The organism is Streptomyces sp. NBC_01190 (genome assembly GCF_045039895.1).
Classification (GTDB): Bacteria; Actinomycetota; Actinomycetes; order Streptomycetales; family Streptomycetaceae; genus Actinacidiphila.
Map to the genome: position 1 here is coordinate 4,793,689 of NZ_CP108580.1, position 19,656 is coordinate 4,813,344.

General features: G+C 71.4%; 18 protein-coding genes. 13 read left to right on the plus strand and 5 right to left on the minus strand.

Annotation, left to right across the window (positions count from 1 at the left end; translation table 11 throughout):
- Positions 1-82: 82 nt before the first annotated feature.
- Complete coding sequence (locus tag OG519_RS20015; RefSeq protein WP_405585684.1) at positions 83-826, minus strand: response regulator; 744 nt, start codon at positions 824-826, stop codon at positions 83-85.
- Between the two features lie 29 nt (positions 827-855).
- Positions 856-2,205 carry a sensor histidine kinase gene (locus tag OG519_RS20020; RefSeq protein WP_405585687.1) on the minus strand — a complete coding sequence of 450 codons (1,350 nt, stop codon included), beginning with the start codon at positions 2,203-2,205 and terminating at the stop codon, positions 856-858.
- 311 nt (positions 2,206-2,516) lie between these two features.
- On the opposite strand from OG519_RS20020, the gene OG519_RS20025 reads away from it, so the two are divergent.
- The 10 genes from OG519_RS20025 (at position 2,517) to OG519_RS20070 (ending at position 11,080) form a co-directional block, all read left to right on the plus strand.
- Positions 2,517-3,413, plus strand: a complete 897-nt coding sequence (locus OG519_RS20025) for a Rossmann-like and DUF2520 domain-containing protein (RefSeq protein WP_405585689.1) — start codon at positions 2,517-2,519, stop codon at positions 3,411-3,413.
- Between the two features lie 4 nt (positions 3,414-3,417).
- Positions 3,418-4,284: a pantoate--beta-alanine ligase gene (panC, locus tag OG519_RS20030; RefSeq protein WP_405585692.1), complete on the plus strand. Its 867-nt coding sequence runs from the start codon at positions 3,418-3,420 to the stop codon at positions 4,282-4,284.
- 155 nt (positions 4,285-4,439) lie between these two features.
- Positions 4,440-6,173 carry an L-aspartate oxidase gene (locus tag OG519_RS20035; RefSeq protein ID WP_405592856.1) on the plus strand — a complete coding sequence of 578 codons (1,734 nt, stop codon included), beginning with the start codon at positions 4,440-4,442 and terminating at the stop codon, positions 6,171-6,173.
- Positions 6,170-7,204 carry a carboxylating nicotinate-nucleotide diphosphorylase gene (nadC, locus tag OG519_RS20040; protein WP_405585695.1) on the plus strand — a complete coding sequence of 345 codons (1,035 nt, stop codon included), beginning with the start codon at positions 6,170-6,172 and terminating at the stop codon, positions 7,202-7,204. The genes OG519_RS20035 and nadC overlap by 4 nt, the downstream gene beginning before the upstream one ends.
- Before the next feature lie 6 nt (positions 7,205-7,210).
- Complete coding sequence (locus tag OG519_RS20045) at positions 7,211-8,005, plus strand: type III pantothenate kinase (protein ID WP_405585698.1); 795 nt, start codon at positions 7,211-7,213, stop codon at positions 8,003-8,005.
- Between the two features lie 383 nt (positions 8,006-8,388).
- Positions 8,389-9,069 (plus strand): hypothetical protein, encoded by a 681-nt coding sequence (locus tag OG519_RS20050; RefSeq protein WP_405585701.1) that lies wholly within the window; start codon positions 8,389-8,391, stop codon positions 9,067-9,069.
- A 290-nt stretch (positions 9,070-9,359) separates the two neighbouring features.
- Complete coding sequence (locus OG519_RS20055; RefSeq protein ID WP_405585704.1) at positions 9,360-9,542, plus strand: hypothetical protein; 183 nt, start codon at positions 9,360-9,362, stop codon at positions 9,540-9,542.
- Positions 9,543-9,696: 154 nt separating this feature from the next.
- Positions 9,697-10,092: a BlaI/MecI/CopY family transcriptional regulator gene (locus OG519_RS20060; RefSeq protein WP_405585707.1), complete on the plus strand. Its 396-nt coding sequence runs from the start codon at positions 9,697-9,699 to the stop codon at positions 10,090-10,092.
- Positions 10,093-10,101: 9 nt separating this feature from the next.
- Positions 10,102-10,620: an amino-acid N-acetyltransferase gene (locus tag OG519_RS20065; RefSeq protein ID WP_405585710.1), complete on the plus strand. Its 519-nt coding sequence runs from the start codon at positions 10,102-10,104 to the stop codon at positions 10,618-10,620.
- Between the two features lie 121 nt (positions 10,621-10,741).
- Positions 10,742-11,080 (plus strand): Lsr2 family protein, encoded by a 339-nt coding sequence (locus tag OG519_RS20070; protein WP_329135062.1) that lies wholly within the window; start codon positions 10,742-10,744, stop codon positions 11,078-11,080.
- Here the strand turns inward: OG519_RS20070 and OG519_RS20075 are convergent.
- The gene (locus OG519_RS20075) at positions 11,011-11,595 is read right to left on the minus strand and encodes an SCO3374 family protein (protein ID WP_405585713.1); all 585 of its coding nucleotides are present in this window, start codon (positions 11,593-11,595) and stop codon (positions 11,011-11,013) included. The genes OG519_RS20070 and OG519_RS20075 overlap by 70 nt on opposite strands.
- Positions 11,596-12,068: 473 nt before the next feature.
- On the opposite strand from OG519_RS20075, the gene OG519_RS20080 reads away from it, so the two are divergent.
- Together OG519_RS20080 and OG519_RS20085 are read left to right on the plus strand one after the other, a co-directional pair.
- Entirely contained in the window at positions 12,069-14,591 is a 2,523-nt protein-coding gene (locus OG519_RS20080; RefSeq protein WP_405585716.1) for an ATP-dependent Clp protease ATP-binding subunit, read from the plus strand.
- A 367-nt stretch (positions 14,592-14,958) separates the two neighbouring features.
- Positions 14,959-15,759 carry a M23 family metallopeptidase gene (locus OG519_RS20085; protein WP_405585719.1) on the plus strand — a complete coding sequence of 267 codons (801 nt, stop codon included), beginning with the start codon at positions 14,959-14,961 and terminating at the stop codon, positions 15,757-15,759.
- A gap of 91 nt (positions 15,760-15,850) precedes the next feature.
- On the opposite strand, the gene OG519_RS20090 is transcribed toward OG519_RS20085, so the two are convergent.
- Positions 15,851-16,435, minus strand: coding sequence for a TetR/AcrR family transcriptional regulator (locus OG519_RS20090; protein ID WP_405585721.1), 585 nt, complete (start codon positions 16,433-16,435; stop codon positions 15,851-15,853).
- A 316-nt stretch (positions 16,436-16,751) separates the two neighbouring features.
- Here OG519_RS20090 and OG519_RS20095 point away from each other — a divergent pair, with 316 nt between their 5' ends.
- On the plus strand, positions 16,752-18,350 hold the full coding sequence (locus OG519_RS20095) for an MDR family MFS transporter (protein WP_405592858.1): 1,599 nt from the start codon (positions 16,752-16,754) through the stop codon (positions 18,348-18,350).
- A 15-nt stretch (positions 18,351-18,365) separates the two neighbouring features.
- Here the strand turns inward: OG519_RS20095 and OG519_RS20100 are convergent, their stop codons facing one another.
- The gene (locus OG519_RS20100; RefSeq protein ID WP_405585724.1) at positions 18,366-19,655 is read right to left on the minus strand and encodes an ATP-binding protein; all 1,290 of its coding nucleotides are present in this window, start codon (positions 19,653-19,655) and stop codon (positions 18,366-18,368) included.
- Between the last annotated feature and the right edge of the window lies 1 nt (position 19,656).

Below are 19,656 nucleotides of genomic sequence, written 5' to 3' on the forward strand. Positions count from 1 at the left end.
CGCGACGGCGGCGCCAAGCGCTTCAACCGGCTGGGGCGCGAGGAGATCGACGCGCGCTTCCCGGCCCGTTGGCGCTGATCCTTCAGAACGATCCGCCGCTGCCCGCCCTGATCAATCCCGACTCATAAGCGAGCACCACCGCCTGCACCCGGTCGCGCAGCTCCAACTTGGTGAGAATACGCCCCACATGCGTCTTCACGGTCGCCTCGGACAGCACCAGTTTCCGGGCGATCTCCCCGTTGGACAGACCTTGCGCCACCAGCAGCAGCACCTCGCGCTCCCGCTCGGTCAGCCGGTCGACCACATGAAGCCGTTGGTCGGCGCCGGAGCTGGGCAGCATCGGGGTGAACCGGTCGAGCAGCCGCCGGGTGGTGGAGGGCGCGACCACCGCGTCACCGCTGTGCACCGCCCGGATCGCGGTCAGCAGTTCGTCCGGCGGCACATCCTTGAGCAGGAAGCCGCTCGCGCCGGCCCGCAGCGCGGCGAAGGCGTACTCGTCCAGGTCGAAGGTGGTGAGGATCAGCACCCGCGGACCGGCTGGTTTCTTCGGGTCCGCCGGCTGCGCCGGCTCCGCCGCTCCCTTGGGCCGCTCCGGCTCGTCCCGGTCGGCGCCGCAGATCTGCCGGGTCGCCTCCACCCCGTCCATCCGGGGCATCCGGACATCCATCAGCACCACGTCCACCCGGGTGGAGCGCAGCACCTCGATCGCCTCGACGCCATCGCCCGCCTCGGCCACGACCTCCATGTCCGGCTGGGCGGCCAGCACCATCCGGAAGCCGGTGCGCAGCAGCGCCTGGTCGTCGACGAGCATGACGCGGATCGCCATATCGCTTGGCTCTTCTCACTCGGAGGGTTTCACTCGGCGGGTTCGTGCTGGAAGTTGACGGAACTCGAGAGCGGTGAGGTGGGGACAGCGGACGGAGGCGACGGGGCCGACGGGGCTGACGGAGGCGACGGGGCCGACGGGGCCGACGGGGGAGCCTGCGGCGGCCGGGGCGGCAGCGAGGAGCCGCCGGTCTTCAGCGGCAGAACCGCGCTGATCCGGAAGCCGCCGCCCGGCCGCGGACCGGCGTCCAGCGTGCCGCCCACCATGCCGATCCGCTCCCGCATCCCGATCAGGCCCTGCCCGAGGCCGTCCCGCCCGCCCTGGTCGTACGGTGCGAGCGGCCCGCGCCCGTCGTCCTCGATCAGCAGATCGAGCGCGGCCTCGCCGAAGTCCAGCAGCACCCGGGCGCTGGCGCCCTCGCCGCCGTGCTTGCGGACATTGGTCAGCGCCTCCTGCACGATGCGGTACGCGGTCAGCTCCACCCCGCTGGACAGCGGCCGGGCGTTCCCCGCCACCTCGAACCGCACCGGCAGGCCGGCCCCGCGCACCTGGTCGATCAGGTCTTCGAGCTGGTCCACGCCGGGCTGCGGCAGATACTCGCCGCCCGCGTCGTCCCCGGCCCGCAGCAGGCCGAGCAGCCGGCGCATCTCGGCGAGCGCCTGGCGGCCGGTGGCGGAGATGGTGGCCAGCGCCTGCTTGGCCTGGTCCGGGGCGGCGTCCAGCACATAGGCGGCGCCGTCCGCCTGGACCACCATCACCGAGACGTTGTGCGCCACCACGTCGTGCAGCTCCCGGGCGATCCGGGCCCGCTCGGCGGCGACCGCGGCCTTGGACTGCGCCTCGCGCTCCCGGTGCAGACGGGCGGCCCGCTCCTCCAACTCGGCGTAATAGGCGCGCCGGGTCCGGAGGCGGTCGCCGACCACCCAGGACAGGGCGAAGATCACGGCGAGGAAGAAGGTCTGGAGCAGGGTCCTCCAGAGCGTGGAGTACGGGCCCCCCGGCGGCCAGCGCACCATCGCCAGCGGCGCGGCGGCGAGCCCCGCGACCAGGCCGAGCCGGGACGACCAGCGCCGGCCGTTCGAGGCGCAGGTGTAGATGATCACCAGGAACGCGGCGTCCCCGGGGTTGGTCTGGACGTTCAGCAGCAGTTGCAGCAGCCCGGCGCCGAGCGCCACCAGCAGCATCCGCTCCGGGGCGCGGCGGCGCAGCGCCACGACGACCGCGAGCGCGAAGGAGAGCGGCACGGCGGCGACGGCCGACCCCGGCGAGAGGGCTCCGCCCAGCGCGATCCACACCGCGCACACGCCGAGGAGTGCGACGGCCCCGAAGCTGTCGACCCACGTCGGGTGCCGGCGGAAGAAGTCGTAGATGCGCTGCACACAGCCAGCGTAAGGAAGCTTCTCCCTCCGGGGGTCAGCCGCCAGAGCGATCCCCGCTACTCCCCAAGGTGGATGGGCAACCTTTCAAAGCGGGGGTGCCCTTCGGCTCGCTGGCTACCGGCGAACCCCGGAGCGTGAAGTGGACCAATGAGGCCGACGTCTGGGCGTTGGATGGGCCCATGCGGGGTACCCCTGGGTCCACCACGCGCTGGAGGGTCGCCCTTTGGGGGCCTATGCGGCCGGAGGCGAGGGCGCGGCATAGATAGGGAAAACCGTTCGCGTAGGATTGACGAGAAGGCGTCCTGGGAGGCGTGGTGACTGTGGAGGAGAAGCCGGCGAGGCTGGCGGTGGGTGTGGTGGGGGCCGGGCGGGTGGGGCCCGCGCTTGGGGCCGCGCTGGGGTTGGCGGGGCACCGGGTGGTCGCCGCGTCCGGGGTCTCGGACGCCTCGCGCCGCCGCGCCGAGGCCCTGCTGCCGGGCGTGCCGTTGATGGAGCCCGCCGCCGTACTCGAGCGCGCCGACCTCGTCCTGCTCGCCGTGCCCGACGACGCGCTGGCCGCGCTGGCCGTGGGGCTCGCCGAGACCGGGGCGGTACGGCCCGGCCAACTGGTCGCGCACACCTCGGGGCGGTACGGAACAGCCGTACTCGACCCCATGCTGCGCGCCGGCGGCCTGCCCATGGCGCTGCACCCGGCGATGACCTTCACCGGCACCGCGGTGGACGTCCAGCGGCTGGCCGGCTGCCCCTTCGGGGTGACCGCGCCGGGCGAGCTGCGGATGGCCGCCGAGGCGCTGGTGATCGAGATGGGCGGCGAACCGGAGTGGATCGAGGAGGCCGCCAGGCCGCTCTACCACGCCGCCCTGGCCATCGGCGCCAACCATCTCGTCACCCTGGTGGCGCAGTCCATGGACCTGCTCAGGGCGGCCGGCGTCGCCGCGCCCGGCCGGATGCTCGGCCCCCTGCTGGGCGCCGCCCTGGACAACGCGCTGCGCTCCGGCGACGGCGCCCTGACCGGCCCGGTCGCCCGCGGCGACGCCGGCACCGTGTCCGCCCACCTGGCGGAACTGCGCGCGCACGCCCCGGAGACCGTCGCCTCCTACGTGGCGATGGCCCGGGCCACCGCCGACCGGGCGCTCGCCAACGGCATGCTCAAAGCGGAGTACGCGGAGGCGCTGCTCGGCGTCCTCGCCGACGAGGGGACCCGATGACCCGATGACGGAACTGGTACACCACGCCCGCGATCTCGCCCCGGCCTCGGCCGTGGTCATGACGATGGGCGCCCTGCACGAGGGCCATGCCTCGCTGATCCGGGCCGCGCGGTCCCGGGCCGGCGGCGGGCTGGTCACCGTCACCGTCTTCGTCAACCCGTTGCAGTTCGGCCCCCACGAGGACCTGGACCGCTATCCGCGCACCCTCGACGCCGACCTCCGGGTCGCCGAGGAGGCCGGCGCCGACCTGGTGTTCGCCCCCGACGTCGCCGAGATGTACCCGACCGGCGCGCCGCGGGTCCGGATCTCCGGCGGCCCGATGGGCGAGCGGTACGAAGGCGCGTACCGGCCGGGACACTTCGACGGGATGCTCACCGTCGTCGCCAAGCTGCTGCACCTCACCCGTCCGGGAGCCGCCTTCTTCGGGCAGAAGGACGCACAGCAGCTCGCGCTGATCCGCCGGATGGTGGCCGACCTCAACTTCCCGGTGGAGATCATCGCGGTGCCGACCGTACGGGAGCCGGACGGCCTCGCCCTGTCCAGCCGGAACCGTTTCCTGTCCGCCGCCGAGCGCGAGCAGGCCCTCGCCCTGTCCGGCGCGCTCTTCGCCGGCCGGGAGGCGGTCCCGGACGGGCCGGAGGCCGTCCGGAAGGCGGCCCGCGAGCATCTCGACCGCGCGGGCGGCCTCAGCCTCGACTATCTCGCCCTGATCGACCCCGCCGACTTCACCGAGGCCGCCTCCGGGTTCACCGGCCCGGCGGTCCTCGCCGTCGCCGCGAAGGTCGGCAGCACCCGCCTGATCGACAACCTCCCGCTGGATTTCCCGGCCGGAGCGCCCGCGAAGCCCCCTGAGCCCGGAGCCGCCGTATGACCGTGCAGTCAGCGTCTTCAGCGTCTTCCGGGACCTCAGCGCCTTCCGGGACCTCAGCGTCTTCAGCGTCTTCCGGGACCTCAGCATCTTCCGGGACGTCAGCGCCTTCGGCGGTCCCCGCCGCGCCGGGCGGCGCCGAAGGCGAAAGCACCGGCATCCGGCTGCGCGCCGCCGCCCCCGGCTGGGCCATCGACTCCGACGTGGTCGTGGTGGGCTCCGGCGTGGCCGGCCTCACCGTGGCGCTGCGCTGCGCCGCGGCCGGCGCGAAGGTCACGGTGGTGACCAAGGCCCGGCTCGACGACGGGTCGACCCGCTGGGCGCAGGGCGGCATCGCCGCGGCGCTCGGCGACGGCGACACCCCGGACCAGCACCTGGCGGACACCCTGGTCGCGGGCGTGGGCCTGTGCGACGAGGAGGCGGTACGCGCGCTGGTCACCGAGGGTCCGCACGCGGTCCGCCGGCTCATCGCGACCGGCGCCCACTTCGACACCGACGGCGAAGGCGACATCCTGCTCACCCGCGAGGGCGGCCACCACCGCCGGCGGATCGTGCACGCGGGCGGCGACGCGACCGGCGCGGAGGTCTCCCGGGCGCTGATCGAGGCGGTCATGGGCGCCAGGGGGCCGGCGGCCGGCGGCCGCAACAACCTGGAGCTGGTGGAGAACGCCCTGGTGCTCGACCTGCTCACCGACGCGGCCGGCCGGACCGCGGGCGTCACCCTGCACGTCATGGGAGCGGGGCAGCGGGACGGGGTGGGCGCGGTCAGGGCCCGGGCGGTGGTGCTCGCCACCGGCGGCATGGGCCAGGTCTTCTCCGCCACCACCAACCCGGCGGTGTCCACCGGCGACGGGGTGGCGCTGGCGCTGCGGGCCGGGGCCGAGGTCAGCGACCTGGAGTTCGTGCAGTTCCACCCGACCGTGCTGTGGCTCGGCGCGGACGCCGAGGGCCAGCAGCCGCTGGTGTCGGAGGCGGTCCGCGGCGAGGGCGCCCACCTGGTGGACGCGGACGGCACGCGCTTCATGGTCGGGCAGCACGAACTGGCCGAGCTGGCGCCGCGGGACATCGTCGCCAAGGGCATCACACGGCGGATGCTGGAGACCGGCGCCGAGCACATGTACCTCGACGCCCGGCACTTCGGCGCGCGGATGTGGGAGCAGCGCTTCCCGACGATCCTCGCCGCCTGCCGGGCGCACGGCATCGACCCGGTGACCCAGCTCGTCCCGGTCGCGCCGGCCGCCCACTACGCGTCCGGCGGGGTCCGCACCGACCTGCGCGGCCGCACCAGCGTGCCGGGGCTCTACGCGTGCGGCGAGGTGGCCTGCACGGGCGTGCACGGCGCCAACCGGCTCGCCTCCAACTCACTGCTCGAAGGCCTGGTCTTCGCCGAGCGGATCGCCGACGACGTGGTCACCGGCGGCGTGCTCGGCGACGGGACCGGGCCGGGCGAGCCGGTCATCCCCGAGCCGTCGGCCGGTCCGCTGCTCGCCTCCGAGGCGCGGTTCGAGGTGCAGCGGATCATGACGGCGGGGGCGGGGGTGCTGCGCAGCGCGGACAGTCTGGCGGTCGCCGCGGACGCCCTGGAGCGGCTGCACACCACCGCGGTGGAGGCGTACGAACGCGAGGGCAAGACCGCGGAGCCCTGCGTGGAGACCTGGGAGGCCACCAATCTCGGCCTGGTCGCCCAGGTCCTGGTCGCCGCCGCCCGGCGCCGCGAGGAGACCCGCGGCTGCCACTGGCGAGAGGACCGCCCGGACCGCGACGACGAGCGGTGGGGCCGTCATCTGGTGGTACGGCTGACTCCGGAGCGCACCCTCGCCGTCCGTACCACCGAAGGCCCCGGATTCGGGGATGATGGGGCCGCCACCCCGCTAGTGAAGGAGCTTTCGTGACCGCCCCCGACCGTCCTGGGCCCGTGTCCCTCCCCCTGCCGCAGTTCGGGCCGCCCGCCGAGAGTGCCGGCGGCGGTGGCTGCGGCGACGGCTGCGGCTGCGGCGACGGCCACGCGGAGGAGTACGAACTGGACCCGCTGGAGTGCGGCCTCGACCCGGACCTGGCCCAGCTGCTCGCCGACGCCGGCCTCGACCCCGTCCAGGTCGAGGACATCGCGCACCTCGCGATCGAGGAGGACCTCGACCAGGGCGTGGACGTCACCACGGTCGCGACCGTGCCGGAGGACGCCCGCGCGGTGGGCGACTTCACCGCCCGCGAGGCCGGTACGGTCGCCGGGCTGCGGGTCGCCGAGGCCGTGCTGTCGGTGGTGTGCACAGACGAGTTCGAGGTCGAGCGGCATGTGGAGGACGGCGACCGGGTGACGGCCGGGCAGAAGCTGCTCACCGTGCGGGCGCTGACCCGCGATCTGCTCACCGGCGAGCGCAGCGCGCTCAACCTGCTCTGCCGGCTCTCCGGCATCGCCACCGCGACCCGGGCCTGGACGGACGCGCTGGCCGGCACCACGACCCAGGTCCGCGACACCCGCAAGACCACGCCGGGCCTGCGGGCCCTGGAGAAGTACGCGGTACGGTGCGGCGGCGGCGTCAACCACCGGATGTCGCTGTCGGACGCGGCGCTCGTCAAGGACAACCACGTGATCGCGGCCGGCGGTGTGGCAAACGCGTTCAAGCTGGTCAGGGCGGAGTTCCCCGAGGTGGCCATCGAGGTCGAGGTGGACACGGTCGAGCAGGTCGGCGAGGTGCTCGAAGCCGGCGCCGATCTGATCCTGCTGGACAACTTCACCCCGGAGCAGACCGCCGAGGCGGTGGCGATCGTGGCGGGGCGGGCCTTCCTGGAATCCTCCGGGCGGCTCACCCTGGAGACCGCCCGCGCCTACGCCGAGACCGGGGTCGACTATCTGGCGGTGGGCGCGCTCACCCACTCGGCCCCGATCCTCGACATCGGGCTGGACCTGCGAGCGGAAGCGTAGAGGCGGATGCTGCTCACCATCGACGTCGGGAACACGCATACGGTCCTCGGGCTGTTCGACGGCGAGGAGATCGTCGAGCACTGGCGGATCTCCACCGACCCGCGCCGTACCGCCGACGAGCTGGCGGTACTGCTCCAGGGCCTGATGGGCATGCATCCGCTGCTCGGTGACCTCGGGGACGGCATCGACGGGATCGCCATCTGCTCCACCGTGCCGTCGGTGCTGCACGAGCTGCGCGAGGTGACCCGGCGGTATTACGGGGACGTGCCGGCGGTGCTGGTGGAGCCGGGCGTCAAGACGGGGGTGCCGATCCTGGTCGACCACCCCAAGGAGGTCGGCTCCGACCGGATCATCAACTCGCTGGCGGCGGTGCACTTGTACGGCGGGCCGTGCATCGTGGTCGACTTCGGCACGGCGACGACCTTCGACGCGGTGTCGGCGCGGGGGGAGTACGTGGGCGGGGCGATCGCGCCCGGCATCGAGATCTCGGTGGACGCGCTGGGGATGCGGGGGGCGCAGCTTCGCAAGATCGAGCTGGCGCGGCCGCGCAGCATCATCGGCAAGAACACGATCGAGGCGATGCAGTCCGGGATTCTCTACGGTTTCGCCGGCCAGGCGGACGGGATCGCCGAACGGATGGCCCGCGAGCTCGCAGACGACCCCGACGACGTCACCGTCATCGCCACGGGCGGCCTGGCCCCCCTCGTCCTCGGCGAGGCCTCCCTGATCGACGAACACGAGCCCTGGCTCACCCTGATCGGCCTCCGCCTCGTCTACGAACGCAACACGCCTTCTCCCTAACCGGTACGTCCCCCTGCGGGTGCCTTTCCCGACCCGACCGCCCACTCTCGGCGGCGTGGGCCGCCGACGGGTGCGGGCACCGGGGGTCTTGGGGGCCGTCGGCCCCCTGTCCCGCCGCGGCGGCGGGAAGCGGATGATCCCGTCCCGGCGGCGCCGAGCCCACTCCGGCCCCGCCGGTTTGCTCGGTGTCGCGTCCTGCCGTCGCGGCGGTTTTTGGTGGCCCTCGGCGGGGAGGGTGCCCCGGGCGTGGCGTGGGCCGCACGGGGGTCCGGGCGGAGCCCGGGGGAGGGGGTGCCCCACTTCGCGGCGGACCGGCGGAGCCCGACGCTCCCGGGGAAGAGGGAATCCGCTAAGTTTGTCCGCTAAGCACTTAAAGTCCATGCATGCCCACGCCACACGGAACCCGAGGCGGCATCGCGTTCAGCGCGGACGAATTGCGCGTGGTGCGGCGCGCGCTCGCTGAAGTGCTGCACCCCAGCCGAAGCGCCGCCGCAACCGCCGTGCCGCGCCCCGCCGCGTACGTCCAGGACTATCTGCGGCTCACGGCGTCCCTCGACGAGGCCCTGCACGAGGCGGCCCGGCTGCACGGCTTCCTCCTCGACGACCTGCGCCGCTACCGGCAGGCACTGCCGGGCGCCTCGGCCGGCTATCTGGAACGGCTCGCCGCCGCCCTCGCCCGCGGCTACCTCCCCGTCCCCGACGACCTCGCCGCCCTGCGCCTGCTGCGCTCGCAACCCTGCGCCGCCCCCGAGCACCTACGCCGCACCGCCCTGCTGCGCCAGTGCGAAACCCTCGCGGAGAACGACGTACGACTGCGCCTGGAGGCCGCTATGCCCGCGCCGCGCCGCCTGCTCACCCTGCTGCCGTCCCCGGTCCTCGCCGACGAGCCGAAGCAGCCCCAGCAGCCTCAGCAGCCCCAGCGGGACGCCAAGAAGAAACCCGCGCAGCAGCCGCAGACGCCCCCCGCCCCCGAAGAGCCCGGCCGCCGTACCCCCACCCCCGCCGAGATCTGGCCCCCCAACCGCCGTACCCCCGCCAAACCGGACCAGGCCAGAAGCGCCTGACCGGGCTCCCGGGCCACCCGGCCGGTCACCCAGCCCCGCCCCCGTCCCGCTCACCCCCGCCCCGAACTCCGGCGCCGGCCGCACCCCCACCGGCCCGCCGGATTTCGGCGCCGCGGCCCCGCTCCCCTTTCCGGCCTCCAGGCCCCCCGGCCCTCGGCTCCCGGCGGCCCGGCCTCCCCGCTATATGTGTGACACATCATCATTCCGCGATTTCCCCCCGTTCCACCCCGCCACGCCCTCGACCGAGGGTGGGCAAAGGCCCCGACAACACCGCGGCTAGGCTGCTCGGCATGGATTATGTTTCCGCGCTCGTACCCCCGCTGGTGATGGCCGTTCTCTTCATCGCGGTCATCGTGACGATGATCAAGAACCAGGGCGGAGCCAACAAGGCCAAGGAGGACGCCGCGGTCGACGCCGCGTTCGCCCGCGCCGAGGCGGCGAAGCAGGCCGCGGAAGTGCCCCGGGATCTCTGAAGCCCGCCGGCGGCCCCTAAAATCCCGGCGGACCCCGGCAGACCCCGAAGATCCCCGAAGATCACCAAAGCCCGCCGAGGATCACCGGACCCCGCCGAAGATTCCGAATGCCCCAATTCGGGCATTTAATCGCATCGAGCCGTAGGATTTCCCTGTGGTACGACCACTGGGAGAGCTGGAAGACGTCGTGATGACGCGTGTCTGGGAGTGGAACCGCCCGGTCACGGTTCGTGAGGTTCTGGAAGACCTGGAGCAGGAGCGTTCCATCGCCTACACAACGGTGATGACCGTAATGGACAACCTGCGCCAGAAGGGCTGGCTGCGCCGGTCCGCCGAAGGCCGCGCATATCGTTATGAGGCGGTATCCACGCGCGCGGCATACTCGGCCGCACTGATGAACGAAGCCTGGGCCGCGACCGACAACCCCGCCGAGGCCCTGGTCCACTTCTTCGGCATGATGACCCCGGAACAGCGGGAAGCCGTGCGGGACGCATTGCGCATCATCCAGTCCGTGGACCCCTCCGGCGAGGAGGATCCCGAAGGGCGATAGCGTCCGCCCATGCCGCTGAAGTCGAATGAGGTCACCATCCGCCGCGCCCGCACCGGCGATGTCGTCGCCCTACGACGCTTGCTGGACTCGTATGTGCGCGACGGCATCCTGTTGGACAAGCCGACGGTGACCCTTTATGAGGACATCCAGGAGTTCTGGGTCGCCGAACGCGACGAGGACGCGGCTGTCGTGGCGTGCGGCGCACTGCATGTGATGTGGGAGGACCTGGCCGAGGTCAGGACACTCGCGGTCGATCCCGCACTGCGCGGGGCCGGTGTCGGGCACCAGGTGCTCGGGAAGTTGCTCCACACCGCGCGCTGGCTCGGAGTCCGGCGCATTTTCTGCCTCACCTTCGAAGTCGACTTCTTCGCCAAGCACGGCTTCGTCGAGATCGGCGAGACCCCGGTGGACGGCGATGTGTTCGGGGAGCTGCTCCGTTCCAATGACGAGGGCGTCGCCGAGTTCCTCGACCTGGAGCGGGTGAAACCCAACACCTTGGGCAACAGCCGCATGCTGCTGCAACTCTGAGGGATCCGGTTTGTCCGGATCGCGCTACCTCGGGTGTGCCTCTTCGCGCAAGGGGTTTGTGTTTTTCGCGGAAAGGCGCTTTGCTTTTACCGTTAATCCGTTTTCGATGAAAGGGAAGCCGGTGGCACAGAAGGTTCAGGTTCTTCTTGTTGACGACCTCGACGGGGGCGAGGCGGACGAGACCGTGACGTTCGCTCTCGACGGTGTGACGTACGAGATCGACCTCACGACGGAGAATGCCGACAAGCTGCGCGGGTTGCTCAACCCGTACACGGACAGTGGCCGGCGTACCGGTGGGCGGGCCGGGCGGGGCCGCACCAAGGCACCCCGCGGCGGCGGCGCCTCCGGCCCCGACACGGCGAAGATCCGTGCCTGGGCCAAGGAGAAGGGTTACGAGGTCAATGACCGGGGTCGCGTGCCGGCGACCATCCGTGAGGCGTACGAGAAGGCCCACGGCTGATCCTGGCGGCCCGTTCGCAACGTGATCCGATGGCAGGCCGTCGCCAAGGCGGCCACCAGCGCCGACAGTCCGATGGGTACCCCCGAGCCATCGGCCTCGCCCCCGGCACCAAGCGCGGGCACGGTGGATTCCACGTCGAATCCCGGCCGAGGAGGCCGCAGCCACACCGGTGCCGACCGGTCGTACGCGGCCTCCCGGCGGGCCCACTCAGGGTGCGCCGGGGCCCGCATCCACTGCCCGCCGCCGAGCGCGGCCAGGTCCAGCGGGATGCCGCCCCACTCCAGCCACTCCAGCAGGCCCGGCAGCTCGGCCGCCGAACCGGCGGCGACCAGCAGCCGGACCCGGTGGCCGTCCAGCGCCACCGGCCCGAGCTGGTCCGGCCGGGAGAACCGGCTCAGCATCGCGAACCCGGCCTCGGCCGGGACCTCAAGCGCGTCGAATCGGACCCCTGTGAACAGGCCCGGGGGCGGTCCGTCCGCCACCGGCCACCCCAGCTCGTGCTCGTACCAGCCCATGCCGTATGCAACTCCGGGGCGGGACAAGGGTTACGCAAGAGTTACGTAGTGTGGTGGGAAACGTGCGCAGGGTGAAGGATCCGGCACCGCCCGGTCCCGGCAGAGGGCCGCGGCGGCCGGCTGCCGCTGGTTGCCCGGCGGCTGCTTGTTCGCCCGTAGCGCACTGGAAGTGGTGGCTCCGTGTGGATTACCGGGCCGCTGAGGGTAAGAAGGACCTAGTGGGAAGGGCTGGTGTTCGAGCAGGTGGGGCGGGCGTTCGCCACGGGCGTACTGGATAAAGGGCTATTCGCCTGGCCTGCGGGAACATCGTCTCGCACCATCGAGGTTGTGGGAGTGACGTCAGCCGGTAGCGCAGCTTCCCTCGCGCGAGCGAGAGTGATACGCGAGCGGCGCCGCTGTGCGGGACTAGCATGCGGAAGGACTGGGAGGGGACCGACCCCTCACTGCCCGACCGCTCTGAGGAGCGATTAACGATGTTCGAGAGGTTCACCGACCGCGCGCGGCGGGTTGTCGTCCTGGCTCAGGAAGAAGCCCGGATGCTCAACCACAACTACATCGGCACCGAGCACATCCTCCTGGGCCTGATCCATGAGGGTGAGGGTGTCGCCGCTAAGGCCCTGGAGAGCCTCGGGATTTCGCTCGAGGCGGTCCGTCAGCAGGTGGAGGAGATCATCGGTCAGGGGCAGCAGGCCCCGTCCGGTCACATCCCCTTCACCCCCCGGGCCAAGAAGGTGCTGGAGCTGTCGCTCCGCGAAGCCCTTCAGCTCGGGCACAACTACATCGGCACCGAGCACATCCTGCTCGGCCTGATCCGCGAGGGCGAGGGCGTCGCCGCCCAGGTCCTGGTGAAGCTGGGCGCCGATCTCAACCGGGTCAGGCAGCAGGTCATCCAGCTGCTGTCCGGATATTCCACCGGCAAGGAGTCGGCCACGGCCGGCGGGCCGGCCGAGGGCACCCCCTCGACCTCGCTCGTCCTTGACCAGTTCGGCCGCAATCTCACCCAGGCCGCCCGGGAGACCAAGCTCGACCCGGTCATCGGGCGCGAGAAAGAGATCGAGCGGGTCATGCAGGTGCTGTCCCGCCGCACCAAGAACAACCCGGTGCTCATCGGCGAGCCCGGTGTCGGCAAGACGGCGGTCGTGGAGGGCCTGGCCCAGGCGATCGTCAAGGGCGAGGTGCCCGAGACGCTCAAGGACAAGCAGCTCTACACGCTTGACCTGGGCGCGCTCGTCGCCGGCTCCCGTTACCGCGGTGACTTCGAGGAGCGCCTGAAGAAGGTGCTCAAGGAGATCCGCACCCGCGGCGACATCATCCTGTTCATCGATGAGCTGCACACCCTGGTCGGCGCGGGCGCCGCCGAGGGTGCCATTGACGCGGCCTCCATCCTGAAGCCGATGCTGGCCCGTGGCGAGCTCCAGACCATCGGCGCCACCACCCTTGACGAGTACCGCAAGTACCTGGAGAAGGACGCGGCCCTTGAGCGCCGCTTCCAGCCCATCCAGGTCGCGGAGCCGTCGCTGCCGCACACCATCGAGATCCTCAAGGGCCTCCGGGACCGTTACGAGGCGCACCACCGGGTGTCCATCACCGATGAGGCCCTGGTGCAGGCGGCCACGCTGGCCGACCGCTACATCTCGGACCGCTTCCTGCCGGACAAGGCGATCGACCTGATCGACGAGGCCGGCTCCCGGATGCGGATCCGCCGGATGACCGCGCCGCCGGACCTGCGGGAGTTCGACGAGAAGATCGCCGAGGTGCGGCGCGAGAAGGAGTCCGCGATCGACTCGCAGGACTTCGAGAAGGCCGCCTCGCTGCGGGACAACGAGAAGCAGCTCCTCGCGGCGAAGGCCAAGCGGGAGAAGGAGTGGAAGGCCGGCGACATGGATGTCGTCGCCGAGGTCGACGGCGAGCTGATCGCCGAGGTCCTCGCCACCGCCACCGGCATCCCGGTCTTCAAGCTCACCGAGGAGGAGTCCTCCCGGCTGCTGCGCATGGAGGACGAGCTCCACCGGCGCGTCATCGGCCAGCGGGACGCCGTCCAGGCGCTCTCCAAGGCGATCCGCCGCACCCGCGCGGGTCTGAAGGACCCCAAGCGTCCCGGTGGCTCGTTCATCTTCGCCGGCCCGTCCGGCGTCGGTAAGACCGAGCTCTCCAAGGCGCTCGCCGAGTTCCTCTTCGGCGACGAGGACGCGCTGATCTCCCTGGACATGTCGGAGTTCAGCGAGAAGCACACCGTCTCGCGGCTCTTCGGCTCCCCGCCCGGTTACGTGGGGTATGAGGAGGGTGGCCAGCTCACCGAGAAGGTGCGCCGGAAGCCGTTCTCGGTGGTCCTCTTCGACGAGGTGGAGAAGGCGCACCCGGACATCTTCAACAGCCTGCTGCAGATCCTGGAGGACGGTCGGCTGACCGACTCCCAGGGCCGGGTCGTCGACTTCAAGAACACGGTCATCATCATGACGACCAACCTCGGCACCCGGGACATCTCCAAGGGGTTCAACCTGGGCTTCGCCGCCCAGGGCGACACCAAGACCAACTACGAGCGGATGAAGGCGAAGGTCAGCGACGAGCTGAAGCAGCACTTCCGCCCTGAGTTCCTCAACCGGGTCGACGACGTGATCGTCTTCCCGCAGCTCACCGAAGCCGACATCCTGCAGATCGTCGACCTGATGATCGGCCGGGTGGACGAGCGGCTGCGTGACCGTGACATGGGCATCGAGCTGAGCACCGACGCGAAGGTGCTGCTCTCCAAGCACGGGTACGACCCGGTGATGGGCGCGCGTCCGCTGCGGCGCACGATCCAGCGGGAGATCGAGGACTCGCTCTCCGAGAAGATCCTCTTCGGCGAGCTGCGCCCCGGCCACATCGTCGTCGTGGACGTCGAGGGTGAGGGCGAGGCCGCGAAGTTCACCTTCCGCGGCGAGGAGAAGGTCACGGTGGCGGACGCGCCGCCCATCGAGACGGCGGGCGGCCCGCCGAACCTCTCCAAGGAGGCGTGACCCCTACCAGGGCGCGTCACCGCGTCATCGCGTGAACGGTCGGCCCCGGGTCCTTGAGGACCCGGGGCCGACCGTTTTCCATGGGAGCCCGGGTGAGGTGCCGCACGTGGCCCGCGTCACTTACTAGCCGGAATAGGAGCGGTGACCCGGCGGGGGTATCCCGCACCGGCCGCTGACACCCGAGCGGGCAATAGGGACTTTCGGGATTTTTCGCCTTTGCGATGAAGGCCGGGGCAGGGCGGCTCCGGCTACGGCCTCACTTAGTAAGAGGGCTCTTTGGCACCTGCCGAAAGGCGGGTTATCAAGGAACGGCGACGGGATCGATGTCGGAACCGCCGCTCCCCCATTCAGTGAGGTTGATTTTTTCATGCGCAAGATCTCGACGATGAAGAACCGCGCCGCCCAGTCCGTCACCCGCGGCCGCGTCGCCATGGTGACCGGCGGAGTGGTCGCGGCGATCGCGCTGGGTTCGACGGCGGCGTTCGCCGCCGGCGCAGGTTCGTCCGCACACACCCACCCCGAGGGCTTCATGGCCGGCGGGGCGACCAGCAGCATCTCGGTGAGCATGCACCAGCAGGCGACCGGGCAGCAGGCCGCCGCCGACAAGGCCGCCGTGGTGGCCGCCAAGGCGAAGGTCGCCGCCGCCCACGCCAAGGCCGCGGCCGAGCACCAGAAGGTCGTGGCGGCGCAGCAGAAGGCCGCCGCCGCAGCCGCGGTCAAGCGGGCGCAGGCCAAGGCGGCCGCCGACCACAAGGCTTTGGTGGCCTCGTGGGAGACCCCGACCACCGGCTATGTGCTGGGCGCCGGCTTCAACCAGGCCGGACCCCACTGGATACACAAGCACTCCGGTCAGGACTTCGTGGTGAACACCGGTACCACCGTCAGGGCCGCGCACACCGGCACCGTGGTGACGGCCGGCTGGGGCGGCGCGTACGGCAACAACATCGTGATCAAGCACGCCGACCACCTGTATACGCAGTACGGCCACCTGTCGCACATCGGCGTCAACGTCGGTGAGCAGGTGATCACCGGTGAGAAGATCGGCCTGTCCGGCTCGACCGGTAACTCGACCGGGCCGCACCTGCACTTCGAGGTCAGGACCACGCCGTACTACGGCTCGGCCGTCGAGCCGCTGCACTTCCTGAAGGACCACGGCGTGCGCCCGTAAGCAGGGGCACGAGGGCAGGCGCGGAGACGATTCACCGGGGCTCCCCGGCGTCCACCGGGGCTCACCAGGGCTCACCAGGGCCCTACGGGGCTCAGCGGGGGACGATGCTCGCCTCCGCCTGGGCGACAAGATCGAGGGCGACCTCGAGGATGGCCGCGCGCTTCTCCTCGGGGTCGCCCTCGATGTCGCGCACCGCGAACATCCCGGCGTGCATCGCGAACAGCGCGGTCATGCAGCGCACCTGCGCCGCCATGGACGACGTGGGCTCCTTGAGCAGCTCGCTGAGCGCGCTGAGCCGGCTCTTGATGGACTCGCCGATCGACAGTTCGCGGACCGTCGCCTGGTTCTCCTGGATGAAGCGGAAGAGCGGGGCGGCGCTCCACAGGGCCTCGCTGTAGCGGCGCAGCAACTCCTGCTTGCTGGCCAGATTGCGCGGTTGCGACTCGGCCCAGGCGATCAGCTCGTCCACCGGCCCGGCCATGTCGTCGGAGATGCTGACCAGGATGTCTTCCTTGGTCTTGAAGTGGTAGTACAGCGCGGCCTTGGTCACATCGAGCCGTTCGGCGATCTCGCGCAGCGAGGTCTTCTCGTATCCGTGCTCGGCGAAGAGTTCCAGAGCGACGTCCTGGATACGGCGCCGGGTGTCGTTACGGCGCGGGTGATGCGGTGTGCCCATGGTGTCGCTCTCCTGCTGTACTGCGCGTCATACCGCGATCACGGTGCGACATATCCTGCGGCCAACCTACGGCCTAAGCGGAACCCTACGCACTTACTTGACGCCCGGCTAGTAAGGACCGTACGTTGATCGGCACGGAAAACTAGCCGGGCGGCAAGTAAGTAGCCTCTGGGAGCGCGGCCCTCGCGGCGGCGCCGGGCCGAACGACCGCCCACTCCGGGGGAGGTAAGCGGTCATGTCCAAGACAGAATCAAAGCCAGGATCGACATCAGCGTCGCAGCCGGCGTCACAGTCAGGTGTACAGCCAGGCTCACCGCTGGCAAAGACGGCCACATCGGCGGACGGGTCGGCACCGCAAGGGGGCACCGCGCCGGGCGAGCGGGCCGAGCCGCGGCAGCGCAGCGTCCGCGTGGTCATGGTCGGCCTGATGATCGCGATGCTGCTGGCGATGCTCGACAACATGATCGTCGGCACCGCGATGCCCACCATCGTCGGCGAGCTGGGCGGCCTCGACCACCTCTCCTGGGTGGTCACCGCCTACACGCTGGCCACCGCCGCCTCGACCCCGGTCTGGGGCAAGCTCGGCGACATGTACGGCCGCAAGGGCATCTTCCTCACCTCCATCGTGCTCTTCCTGGCCGGCTCGGCGCTCTCCGGCGCCTCCCAGTCGATGGACCAGCTCATCAGCTTCCGGGCCGTCCAGGGCCTCGGCGCCGGCGGTCTGATCGTCGGCGTGATGGCGGTGATCGGCGAGCTGATACCGCCCCGCGAGCGCGGCAAGTACCAGGGCCTCATCGCCGGCGTCATGGCCATCGCCATGATCGGCGGCCCGCTGGTCGGCGGCTCCATCACCGACAACCTGGGCTGGCGCTGGAGCTTCTACATCAACCTGCCGATCGGCGTGGTCGCGCTGGTGGTCGTCACCGCCGTGCTGCACCTGCCGAAGAAGCGGGGGCAGGGCCGTATCGACTACCTCGGCGCCGCGCTGCTGACCATCGCGATCACCTCGCTGGTGCTGCTCACCACCTGGGGCGGTACCCAGTACGACTGGACGTCCGTACAGATCATCGGCCTGCTCGTGCTGGGCCTGGCCGCCCTCGGCGCCTTCCTCTACAGCCAGACCCGGGCCGCCGAGCCGGTGATGCCGCTGCGCATCTTCCGCAACGGCAACTTCTCGCTGATCTCGGTGATCGGCTTCCTCGTCGGCTTCACCATGTTCGGCGCGATGACCTTCCTGCCGCTCTACCAGCAGACCGTCCAGGGCGCGTCCGCCACCAACTCCGGGCTGCTGCTGCTCCCGATGCTGCTGGCGATGATGGCGGTCTCCATGATCGCGGGCCGGGTCACCACCGCCACCGGCAGGTACAAGATCTTCCCGATCCTCGGCGGCGGGCTGATGACCGTCGGCCTCTTCCTGCTGTCCACCATGGACGTCCACACCAGCCGCTTCACCTCCGGCGCCTTCATGGCGGTCCTCGGCGCTGGCATGGGCTTCGTCATCCAGATCACCATGCTGGTCTCGCAGAACAGCGTGGAGATGAAGGACATCGGCGTCGGCTCGTCCTCCGCCACCCTCTTCCGTACGATCGGCGGCTCCTTCGGCGTCTCGCTCTTCGGGGCGCTCTTCTCGCACAAGGTCCAGGACGGGATGTCCGGCAGCGCGAGCGGCTCGGCCGCGACCGCGGCCGGCGCCCAGCTCGACCCGGCGACCATCGCGAAGTTCCCCGCCGCCATCAAGGACGCCTACTTCCACGCGGTCGCCTCCGGCACCCACGTCGTCTTCCTCTGGGGCGCCGTGGTCAGCGTCCTCGGCTTCGTCGCCGCCTGGTTCCTGACCGAGACCCCGCTGCGCGGCGCCCCCACCGCCCCCGCCGCGGACGAGGCCCAGCCGCCCATCCTCGCCGACGCGCTCTGACCCGACCGCGACGGCTCAGCGGGGCCCGCCGGGGAGGAGGAGTTGGGCGACGGCGCCGCCGCCGTCCGCCGCGGCGGCGTTGCGGAAGGTGAGGCGGGCGCCCAGCACACGGGCCTGACCGGCGGCGATGGTCAGGCCGAGGCCGTGGCCGGGGGCCGAGCGGGAAGGGGTGCCGGTACGGAAGCGGCTGGGCCCCTCGCGGAGCAACTCGGCGGGAAAGCCGGGCCCGTGGTCGCGGACCCGGACGAAGGGGCCGTCGACGACCACCTCGGTCGACGGCTCACCGTGCCGGGTGGCGTTGGCCAGCAGATTGCCGAGGATGCGTTCGAGGCGGCGCGGATCGGTCTGCACCACGGCGTTCTCGGTCACGAGCACCTTCGCGTCGGGCGCGAGCGTACGGACCCTGCGCCGGACGAAGTCGCCCAGGTCGATCTCCTGGAGGTCGGCCTGCTCGGCGGCGCCGTCGAGCCGGGCCACCTCCAGCACGTCCTCGACGAGCGTCCGCAGGGCCCGCACTCGGTCGCGGACAAGCTCGGCCGGGCGCCCGGGCGGCAGCAGTTCGGCGGCGGTGACCAGGCCGGTGACCGGGGTCCGCAGCTCATGTGCGATGTCCGCGGTGACCCGCCGCTCGGCCTCCAGGCGCAACTGGAGCGCGTCGGCCATCGCGTCCACCGCCCGGGCCAGTTCGTCGGTCTCGTCGCGGACCCGTCGGCCACCGATCGCCTCGCGCACCCGGACCCGGGGGTCGCCGTCCGCCACCTTGCGGGCCGCGATGGCGGCGAGCCGCAGCCGCCGCGACATCCGGCCGCCGATCAGCACGCCGAGCGCCGTACCGCCGACGACCACCGCGAGCGAGCCGACGGTCAGTGTCCGGTCGAGGTCGCCGAGGACCGAGTAGCGGTCGGTGAACGTGGCCCGCAGCGACAGGACGTGGCCGTGCGAGACCGGGGTGGACGCCCACACACTGGCCGGTTCGCCGCGCCGGTCCTGCACATAGGTGGCGCGCTGCCCCTTGGCGGCGTAAGCCTTCAACTCCTTGGGCAGGGCCGGGTCGTCCAGCCGCGCGTAGAAGACCAGCCGGCCGGTGGACTCGTAGATCCGCAGCGCCGACTGCACCCGCTCGTCCTGGACGTCGCGGGTGCTGTTGATCATGCTGACCCGGGCCGCGTTGTGCACCACCAGGCTCAGCGCGAGGGCGACCAGCGCGGACACCACCGCGATGGCCGCGCTGATCTTCCAGCGCAGACCGCTGCGGAAGAAGTCGCGCGAAGGCCGCGCCGGGCGCGGGCGGAAGGGACGGCGCATG

What these genes read in the sequence shown, in the direction of transcription:
- OG519_RS20075 (WP_405585713.1), bottom strand. Translation starts at nt 11,595, where the DNA reads ATGGGCTGGTACGAGCACGAGCTGGGGTGGCCGGTGGCGGACGGACCG.
- OG519_RS20050 (WP_405585701.1), top strand. Translation starts at nt 8,389, where the DNA reads ATGCCCACGCCACACGGAACCCGAGGCGGCATCGCGTTCAGCGCGGAC.
- OG519_RS20085 (WP_405585719.1), top strand. Translation starts at nt 14,959, where the DNA reads ATGCGCAAGATCTCGACGATGAAGAACCGCGCCGCCCAGTCCGTCACC.
- OG519_RS20055 (WP_405585704.1), top strand. Translation starts at nt 9,360, where the DNA reads ATGGATTATGTTTCCGCGCTCGTACCCCCGCTGGTGATGGCCGTTCTC.
- OG519_RS20065 (WP_405585710.1), top strand. Translation starts at nt 10,102, where the DNA reads ATGCCGCTGAAGTCGAATGAGGTCACCATCCGCCGCGCCCGCACCGGC.
- OG519_RS20045 (WP_405585698.1), top strand. Translation starts at nt 7,211, where the DNA reads ATGCTGCTCACCATCGACGTCGGGAACACGCATACGGTCCTCGGGCTG.
- OG519_RS20090 (WP_405585721.1), bottom strand. Translation starts at nt 16,435, where the DNA reads ATGGGCACACCGCATCACCCGCGCCGTAACGACACCCGGCGCCGTATC.
- OG519_RS20100 (WP_405585724.1), bottom strand. Translation starts at nt 19,655, where the DNA reads ATGCGCCGTCCCTTCCGCCCGCGCCCGGCGCGGCCTTCGCGCGACTTC.
- OG519_RS20080 (WP_405585716.1), top strand. Translation starts at nt 12,069, where the DNA reads ATGTTCGAGAGGTTCACCGACCGCGCGCGGCGGGTTGTCGTCCTGGCT.
- panC (WP_405585692.1), top strand. Translation starts at nt 3,418, where the DNA reads ATGACGGAACTGGTACACCACGCCCGCGATCTCGCCCCGGCCTCGGCC.
- OG519_RS20015 (WP_405585684.1), bottom strand. Translation starts at nt 826, where the DNA reads ATGGCGATCCGCGTCATGCTCGTCGACGACCAGGCGCTGCTGCGCACC.